This window comes from Streptococcus sp. 27098_8_69 (genome assembly GCF_041432445.1).
GTDB lineage: Bacteria > Bacillota > Bacilli > Lactobacillales > Streptococcaceae > Streptococcus.
The window spans coordinates 88,734-97,664 of the sequence record NZ_JAPVZO010000002.1; the positions used below are offsets into that span (position 1 = coordinate 88,734).

The 8,931-nt window shown below is 36.4% G+C and carries 11 protein-coding genes; 4 read left to right on the top strand and 7 right to left on the bottom strand.

The window, feature by feature from the left end:
- Positions 1-233: 233 nt before the first annotated feature.
- The 4 genes from blpZ to O3658_RS01850 form a co-directional block, all read right to left on the bottom strand.
- Positions 234-482: an immunity protein BlpZ gene (gene blpZ / locus O3658_RS01835; RefSeq protein WP_247946670.1), complete on the bottom strand. Its 249-nt coding sequence runs from the start codon at positions 480-482 to the stop codon at positions 234-236.
- Between the two features lie 79 nt (positions 483-561).
- Positions 562-780 carry a hypothetical protein gene (locus O3658_RS01840; RefSeq protein ID WP_000438252.1) on the bottom strand — a complete coding sequence of 73 codons (219 nt, stop codon included), beginning with the start codon at positions 778-780 and terminating at the stop codon, positions 562-564.
- A gap of 5 nt (positions 781-785) precedes the next feature.
- Positions 786-1,160 (bottom strand): immunity protein, encoded by a 375-nt coding sequence (locus O3658_RS01845; protein ID WP_371559076.1) that lies wholly within the window; start codon positions 1,158-1,160, stop codon positions 786-788.
- 33 nt (positions 1,161-1,193) lie between these two features.
- Positions 1,194-1,421, bottom strand: coding sequence for a Blp family class II bacteriocin (locus O3658_RS01850; RefSeq protein ID WP_371559081.1), 228 nt, complete (start codon positions 1,419-1,421; stop codon positions 1,194-1,196).
- A gap of 294 nt (positions 1,422-1,715) precedes the next feature.
- Here O3658_RS01850 and blpA point away from each other — a divergent pair, with 294 nt between their 5' ends.
- From blpA to blpC, 3 genes are read left to right on the top strand one after another with little or no spacing between them, the layout of a single operon-like run.
- On the top strand, positions 1,716-3,869 hold the full coding sequence (gene blpA / locus O3658_RS01855; RefSeq protein WP_084890717.1) for a peptide cleavage/export ABC transporter BlpA: 2,154 nt from the start codon (positions 1,716-1,718) through the stop codon (positions 3,867-3,869).
- 10 nt (positions 3,870-3,879) lie between these two features.
- On the top strand, positions 3,880-5,241 hold the full coding sequence (locus O3658_RS01860; protein WP_371559077.1) for a bacteriocin secretion accessory protein: 1,362 nt from the start codon (positions 3,880-3,882) through the stop codon (positions 5,239-5,241).
- A 56-nt stretch (positions 5,242-5,297) separates the two neighbouring features.
- Entirely contained in the window at positions 5,298-5,456 is a 159-nt protein-coding gene (gene blpC / locus O3658_RS01865; protein ID WP_248034714.1) for a quorum-sensing system pheromone BlpC, read from the top strand.
- Positions 5,457-5,735: 279 nt separating this feature from the next.
- Here the strand turns inward: blpC and O3658_RS01870 are convergent, their stop codons facing one another.
- From O3658_RS01870 to O3658_RS01880, 3 genes are read right to left on the bottom strand one after another with little or no spacing between them, the layout of a single operon-like run.
- On the bottom strand, positions 5,736-7,076 hold the full coding sequence (locus O3658_RS01870; RefSeq protein WP_371559078.1) for a sensor histidine kinase: 1,341 nt from the start codon (positions 7,074-7,076) through the stop codon (positions 5,736-5,738).
- A 13-nt stretch (positions 7,077-7,089) separates the two neighbouring features.
- The gene (locus O3658_RS01875; protein WP_248034716.1) at positions 7,090-7,827 is read right to left on the bottom strand and encodes a LytTR family DNA-binding domain-containing protein; all 738 of its coding nucleotides are present in this window, start codon (positions 7,825-7,827) and stop codon (positions 7,090-7,092) included.
- A 4-nt stretch (positions 7,828-7,831) separates the two neighbouring features.
- A complete protein-coding gene (locus O3658_RS01880; protein WP_248034717.1) occupies positions 7,832-8,170 on the bottom strand; it encodes a LytTR family DNA-binding domain-containing protein in 339 nt (112 codons plus the stop codon).
- A gap of 276 nt (positions 8,171-8,446) precedes the next feature.
- On the opposite strand from O3658_RS01880, the gene O3658_RS01885 reads away from it, so the two are divergent.
- Positions 8,447-8,776: a hypothetical protein gene (locus tag O3658_RS01885; RefSeq protein ID WP_049549671.1), complete on the top strand. Its 330-nt coding sequence runs from the start codon at positions 8,447-8,449 to the stop codon at positions 8,774-8,776.
- Positions 8,777-8,931: the final 155 nt, after the last annotated feature.

Sequence of the window (8,931 nt, forward strand, 5' to 3'; positions counted from 1 at the left end):
TTCCTAAATGGTTAAATAAGACAAGAAAAAAGCATAGATATCTATGCCCTTGTTTCAAAAAATCACTGCCTTCCCCAGATAAGCCTGAGGAAAACAGTGATTCAGTTTTTAGGAATTAGGAATGAATGTAAAGAGACGCATTTGACATTTTTATAATAAAAATCAAAAAACAAGGTATAATCTTTATTGAAAACAGCCATAAAGGTAATCACTTAAACACTAAGTAAGCCTTCCTACAAGCCATCCTTTACCTCCAATCTCTCTAAAACAAACCATTTTAATAACCAAAATCCGACAACATAGCCAGCACCAAAGAATATAGCTATAAAAGCTATCATGGGATTCAAGAAATAGAAGATCACAACGGACACAAAGGTTAGCACAAAAACATTGAAGGCAATGGTGTCAGAAGCCAAGACTAGAATATAGGGTGTCAACCAGTCTAAGGTTTTTGAATATGGGAAAAATAAGTGTTTATACATGATAAATTCCTATACAGTATAGAGAGTATAAACTCAAAGAAATACCTAGATTAATAACTCTCTATACTAAATCAATCCTCTAATGTGGCCATAAAACTGAAGCTGCTGCCCCACCAGCTGCGCAAATCAAATAAATCTGAGGAGTTGGGAAAGGGATTGTCTGCATACAAAGCGAAATCCCCTCAACTGCACCACCTACTCCACTTAAAAATGCATCTGCAAGTTGTTTATCACCAGCTGTTATCGTTGTTAGTTTTTCATCGGACAAAATGAAGAAATTATTGACTGATTGTTCCATTCTTTTCACACTTTCTTTATTAAATTAATTTGGCTAGTAGATAAAAGATAGATTAAGGCATTAAAGATAATGAAAATATGTCCGTAAAATAAAATCAACTTCGCATCCAAACCAAGATACAGTTTGACCATCACAAAGATAAGCAAAAGGATTTGAAACCATAACGTTTTTCCAAAAATAAATTTAAAGCGATTTCGAATTTCTACTTCCTTGATTTTTACCGTTACCCCTTTATTAGCAAGAAGGAAAACTCCTACTTCGAACAAGCCACTGTAGAGAATAATCCACCCAATCGATACATTAGAGATTTGCAAAAATGTCCCTAAAAGAATATCCAAAATACTAGTCAAGAAAATAACAAGAAATAATCTATATCTCATATAAATCTCCTCCTTACTACTATCTTTAAAAGTTTATCTTGCCCTCAAGGCTCCCCAAACTGCTGTACACAACTGTGCTCCTAACACCCCTCCAGCAAGAGTTCCCACAACTGGGATAACATTCCCCAGAACTGCACCTCCTATTGTACAAACTCCCAATGCTTGAATAACTTCTCCAGCCCCTACTTTATCTCCACCTTCAACGCTATCAAGCATTTCATTATCCATAACAGAAAATTGTTCCATCATTTTTGTATCCATCATTTTTGTATCCATGATGAATACCTCCATTTTATTTTTAATCTTTGTTCTGTTGCAACTTTGACAAGTTTAGTATATCATTGTTTTTTAAAATTTTTCATCCAAATCTTGAATTGTCATCGAAACGTCTTAAATTAGCTTTTTTATTTAAAACCACCTCTAAATTTTTTTAAAGATAATTTCTAATCACTTTTTTACCATTCAGGAAGTTTCAATGACTATTCAAGATTTCATAAAATATGAACTTATTTTTATGGCATAATATACCTATCCACTATATGAAAGGAATTGCCAATGACTTCTTATAAACGTACATTTGTTCCTCAAATAGATGCTAGAGACTGCGGTGTCGCTGCCTTAGCCTCGATTGCTAAATTCTATGGTTCAGATTTTTCTCTAGCTCACTTGAGAGAACTTGCAAAGACCAATAAGGAAGGGACAACTGCTCTTGGCATTGTAAAAGCCGCTGATGAAATGGGCTTTGAAACAAGACCTGTTCAAGCAGATAAAACGCTCTTTGACATGAGTGATGTCCCCTATCCATTTATCGTTCACGTTAACAAAGAAGGAAAACTCCAACATTACTATGTTGTCTATCAAACAAAGAAAGACTATCTGGTTATTGGTGATCCTGACCCTTCTGTAAAAATCACCAAAATGTCAAAAGAACGCTTTTTCTCTGAATGGACTGGAGTAGCTATTTTTATAGCTCCCAAACCCAGCTATCAACCCCATAAAGATAAAAAGAATGGTCTACTAAGCTTCCTTCCTCTGATTTTCAAACAAAAATCTCTCATTGCTTACATTGTTCTCTCAAGCTTATTGGTCACTATTATCAATATCGGTGGTTCTTATTATCTCCAAGGAATCTTGGATGAATACATTCCAAATCAGATGAAATCAACTTTAGGAATCATCTCAGTTGGTCTGGTTATAACCTATATCCTCCAGCAAGTCATGAGTTTCTCCCGAGATTATCTCCTAACTATTCTGAGTCAGAGATTAAGCATTGATGTGATTTTATCCTATATCCGCCATATTTTTGAACTTCCTATGTCTTTCTTTGCGACACGTCGTACAGGAGAAATCATTTCACGGTTCACAGATGCTAACTCTATTATAGATGCCTTGGCTTCTACCATTCTTTCTCTTTTTCTGGATGTTTCTATTCTGATTCTTGTAGGAGGCGTCTTACTGGCACAAAACTCTAATCTCTTCCTTCTTTCTCTTATTTCTATTCCTATATACATGTTCATCATCTTTTCTTTTATGAAGCCTTTCGAAAAAATGAACCATGATGTCATGCAAAGTAATTCTATGGTTAGCTCTGCCATCATTGAAGATATCAACGGGATTGAAACTATAAAGTCGCTCACGAGTGAAGAAAATCGCTATCAAAATATAGACAGCGAATTTGTAGATTATTTGGAAAAATCCTTTAAGCTCAGTAAATATTCTATTTTACAAACGAGTTTAAAGCAGGGAACAAAATTAGTTCTGAATATCCTTATCCTATGGTTTGGCGCTCAATTAGTCATGTCAAGTAAAATTTCTATCGGTCAGCTGATTACCTTTAACACACTTCTTTCTTACTTTACAACTCCTATGGAAAATATTATCAACCTCCAAACCAAACTCCAATCTGCGAAGGTCGCTAATAACCGTTTGAACGAAGTCTATCTAGTCGAATCTGAATTTCAAGTTCAAGAAAACCCTGTTCATTCACATTTTTTGATGGGCGATATTGAATTTGATGACCTTTCTTATAAGTATGGTTTTGGACGAGATACCTTAACAGATATTAATCTCACGATTAAACAAGGAGATAAGGTTAGCCTAGTTGGAGTTAGTGGTTCTGGTAAAACAACTTTAGCCAAAATGATTGTCAATTTCTTTGAACCCTACAAAGGACATATTTCCATCAATCATCAGGATATTAAAAACATTGATAAGAAAGTCTTGCGCCGTCATATTAATTACCTACCCCAACAAGCCTATATCTTTAATGGCTCTATCTTGGAAAATTTAACCTTGGGCGGTAATCATATGATTAGCCAAGAAGATATTCTAAGAGCTTGTGAATTAGCTGAAATCCGTCAAGACATTGAAAGAATGCCTATGGGCTATCAAACTCAGCTCTCTGATGGAGCTGGTCTATCAGGAGGACAAAAGCAACGAATCGCTCTCGCTCGTGCTCTTTTAACTAAAGCTCCTGTTTTAATACTAGATGAAGCTACTAGCGGTCTTGATGTCTTGACTGAGAAAAAAGTTATAGATAATCTTATGTCCCTCACTGATAAAACCATTCTCTTTGTAGCCCATCGTCTCAGTATAGCCGAACGAACCAACCGTGTCATTGTTCTTGACCAGGGGAAAATCATTGAAGTTGGTAGCCACCAAGAGTTAATGCAGGCGCAAGGTTTCTACCATCATCTGTTCAATAAATAAGGAGAATGTCATGAATCCTAATCTTTTTAGAAGCGTCGAGTTTTATCAGAGACGTTACCATAACTATGCGACAGTGTTAATTATACCTCTTTCATTACTACTTACTTTCATCTTGATTTTCTCCCTTGTTGCCACAAAAGAAATTACTGTCACTTCCCAAGGAGAAATCGCCCCTACAAGTGTCATTGCATCTATTCAGTCAACAAGTGATAATCCTATCCTTGCTAATCATTTAGTGGCAAATCAAGTAGTTGAAAAAGGGGACTTACTCATCAAATACTCTGAAACAATGGAAGAAAGTCAGAAAACTGCCTTAGAAACTCAATTACAAAGACTTGAGAAGCAAAAAGAAGGACTTGGAATTTTGAAACAAAGCTTAGAAAAAGCGACTGATCTTTTTTCTGGAGAGGATGAATTTGGCTACCATAATACCTTTATGAATTTTACTAAACAAGCTCATGATATTGAGCTAGGTATCTCAAAGACTAACACCGAAGTCTCAAATCAAGCTAATCTTGCCAATAGCAGTTCATCAGCTATTGAACAAGAAATCACAAAAGTTCAACAACAAATTGGCGAATACCAGGAGCTGAGAGATGCTATCGTAAATAAAAGGGCTCGCTTACCAACTGGCAATCCACATCAGTCAATTTTGAATCGTTATCTTGTAGCCTCTCAAGGACAAACACAAGGAACGGCAGATGAGCCATTTTTATCTCAAATTAATCAAAGTATTGCAGGTCTTGAATCATCTATCGCAAGCCTCAAAATTCAGCAAGCTGGGATTGGAAGTGTAGCAACTTATGACAATAGTTTAGAAACCAAAATTGATGTACTCCGCACTCAGTTTTTACAAACAGCTTCTCAGCAACAACTAACCGTGGAAAATCAATTAACAGAATTAAAAGTACAACTAGATCAAGCGACACAGCGCTTGGAAAATAATACCTTAACCGCTCCAAGTAAAGGTATCGTTCATCTGAACAGCGAATTTGAAGGTAAAAATAGAATTCCAACTGGTACAGAAATTGCTCAAATATTCCCTATTATAACAGATACAAGAGAAGTACTAATCACTTACTACGTATCATCTGACTATCTCCCCTTACTAGATAAAGGACAAACTGTAAGATTAAAGCTTGAGAAGATTGGAAATCACGGCATTACCATCATCGGCCAACTTCAGAGCATTGATCAAACTCCTACCAGAACAGAGCAAGGAAATCTCTTTAAATTAACCGCTCTTGCAAAACTATCTAATGAGGACAGTAAACTCATCCAATATGGCCTACAAGGTCGAGTCACTAGTGTAACTGCAAAGAAAACATATTTTGATTATTTCAAAGATAAAATTCTAACACATTCTGATTAATTTTCAGATAACACTCTATAACTATTTAATATCTTATCAAAAAGGAGAATCATAACATGGATAAGAATCAAAACCTAACTTCATTCCAAGAACTAACAACTACTGAACTCAACCAAATTACAGGCGGAGGATGGTGGTTCGATTCAATATTAAGTATATTAACATCTGATTCATCAAACCAAGCCAATAGGTATGGAAATCATCAACAAATGTAATCATACAAGGTGGTATTGGATAAAAAACTTGGCTCTATAATATTTGTAGTGGGTAAATCTCCTATAGATATTATGAAGCCTATTTTGTTGTAAAAAAATAAGACAGTAACCTCAGGATAGCTACTGTCTAGTCTCGTTTCTTCATAATTCCCTTATTGACTTAACAAATGGTAGAAAAAACTTAAAAATTATAAAAATTCATAATTAATCTTTCAAAACACTTATATTATAGAATTTTGTTATATTTATTCTATTATTTAGTCATTCTATTATTTGTTATCATTCAATTGATAACATTGTCAAAACCTGACGAAAGACTTGATTTTTGCAGGTGGTATTTAGACTAGTATTAGGATGGCTTTCCACAATTTTCATGACGGTATAGAGACCAACTCCTCTCTCCTCCCCTTTAGAACTTGCTCCAAAGGAGAAAATCTCAGAAATATCGATACCCTCTTCTTTGATGGAGTTTTCAATGATAAAGGTCTCCTGTGCTCCATTTTTAAAAAAGGCAATTGAAACTTGAGGATGACTAGCCTCTGCACTGGCTTCAATGGCATTGTCACAAAGGATAGATACGATGGTTAAAAAATCAAGCAGGCTCATCCCCTCAACTTGAATCTCCTCAGGAACTTCTACATTAAAGACAATATCCCTTTCTCTTGCTTTTATAAATTTTCCAGCTAGAAGACTTTTGAGGGCACGGTCACGAATATTCACCAATCTGCCCAGGTCATATTTATTGTCCCGCAATTTCTGAACGGAGTCCTTTAAGACCGAGTCGTAGACCTCTTTTACCTGTCCCATATTCTCCTCTTCAATGCCCAGACGTAAGCTAGTCAAGAGATTGGTATAATCATGACGAAAGCTCCGTACTTCCTTGTAAAGCTCCTCTATATGCAGACTATACCGCTCCATATCTTTGTAGCGCAAGTCCTGCTCTTGGTTCAGTTTTCCCTGAAGTTTTTCCTTCAAGTAGGTGTCCAATCTCTTGACAACCCCCATAAAAAAGAGCAAGTAAAACACCAGAATCAGATGGCGAATAGTCGTTGATTGAACACCTTGTACATATTCAAAATAAGACAGACTTTGCATCACCAAATAGTAAGCTCCCATTATCCAGTTAATCTTAGTCAGGGACTTTTGAAAATCTTTATCTAGAATCTCCCTTCTCAAGCTAGTGAAATCATAGTCTAACCATTTCAAAAAAGCTAGAGAAATAAAGCAAATAAAAATTTTTGTAAATAACCAAATAAAAGAGTGGTCATCATACAACTGCCCTTGCTCCAAAAATGGAAGCACAAAATAGGAGACTCCTCTATAAAAGAGATTCACCAATATCATTGGAAAGAGACCATAAAAGAGAAGGAGTTTTTTAGGAAGCCCTCTTAAAAACAAGAAAGATAAACCGATGCCGTACAAGGGTTCCACAAAATAAGATAGGTAATTATTTCCTACTATATAGCTAATCATTACAAAAACAACTGCCAAAAGTATCTTAAAAAGAAAGGCCTTAAAAACTCTCTCCAGAGTTAGAACAATTCCATCCACCTTAAAAAATATAAACAATTCCAATCCAGGTATCAAAAACGCATATACTATCTTCCAAACTAATTCCATTCCATCACCTCACTCAGTGTAAGTTATTGATAACCTCAGACACTTCCCTGACCTTATAACGCGCGATCAGACAGCTTCCACCATTGGGAAAGAAAAGGAGTTTTTCTTTCTTATCCAAACGAACTACATTGGTTGGATTGATGAGGAAGGAGCGATGGCACTGCAAGAGACGTGGCTCCTGCTTGAGAACCTCCTCTAAACTCGCCGTAAATTCCAACCTGTCTGTCTTGGTATAGAGGATAACACGATGGGGTCTTGGGGATGTTTCGAGATAGTAAACCTCTTTAAAAGGATACTGGAATTGAGCAAATTTTGATTTAAAGTAAAAGCAATCGTCCGCCAGACTTTTACTATCTTGACTATTGGCATAGAGGAGGGCTGTCTCGATACGAGATTCAAACTCCTCTGCCGACAAGGCCTTATCAATGTAGTCCAAAGCTGAAACTTGGTAGCGAAAAGACAGGGGCATAAACTCTGAGTGAGTCGTCACAAAGACAATCAGGGCATAAGGATCCCGATCCCGAATCTTTCTAGCCACTTCCAGACCCTTCATCTCTTCGTTTCGAATCTCAATGTCCAAAAAGAAAAGCTGATGCGCCCCCTTCTCATGCACCTCTGCCAGCAGTTGGTTTGGCTTGCCAAAAACTTCAAAAGAACTGGGAATGATACTCTGTTTTTTCAAAAGTTTTTCAATCGTCGTTTCAATTCTTGCTTGTTGGGAAAAATCATCTTCTAAAACAAAAATTCTCATCTTCTTACTCTCCTTCTTTCAACCATTTTTGGCGAATTTCTCTATAACGACGTCTGGAATACTGAACAGCATATCGACCTTCTTCTCCAAGAAAAAGAGTCTTTGATTGGAGTTCCATGGATTTTACTCGTTCAAGGTTGACCAGACAATTCCGATGACATCTCGTTAAGGTTTCCCCATATTGTTTCTCAAGCTTGCTTAAATTTTGAAACAGATCAAAGCTAGCTTCTTTAGTAAAAATCTGCACGGTATGGGCTTTACTTGGATGCGTTTGGATATAGTAGATATCCTTTATGTTTAATTTAAAAATTTCTTTCTCTTTTTGGATGATGATATAGTTCATGGATAAAACCTCCTGTAGAGAGGATATCATAAGTCTAGCAACTAATTTTCACCAAATCCTAAACGGTCCTCAAAAATTCCTAAAGTGTTGAATTTTTTACTAAATAACCATGATAACCTTACAACTATTTTATCATAAAATCCCGCTATTACCATTCAGGAAATTTCAATGACAATTAAAGATTTGTAGATAAAAAAAGAGTAAAAAGTGATAGGCTATGATTAGAAAGACAAAGGCTTAAAACAACTTTAAAACCATCACAAAGGAGGAATTCTCATGACAGAAACAGACCCAATCAAAAGAGCTCAGACACTGATAACTGAGTTAAACAAAGCCTACCAAGTCTGCAAACAGGCAACAACTGACGATGTCCGTTTCCAGGAGCAACTGGACAATATCCTCTGCTTTCTCTCTAAAGCTGAGACAGTGGATAATCGATTCTTGATTGAGCTGGAAAAATTTTACCAAACTTCCAGTCTTCTCATGGGCCTCAGTGCTCTCAATCCAGATGCCCCTACCCGTGCCGCTTGGAGAGCCTATGACCGCTTCCACTTTGACCAAGTCAAAACCAAGTTGAGTCTCTACGGGCCAACCCTTATCTTGTAGTAACTAAAAAGAAGCTGAGACAGATTGAACTCAACTTCTTTTTTAGTATCATATAAGCAATGTTATACTCAATGAAAATCAAAGAGCAAACTAGGAAGCTAGCCGCAGGTTGATCAAAGCACCGCTTTGAGGTTGCAGATAAAGCTGACGTGGTT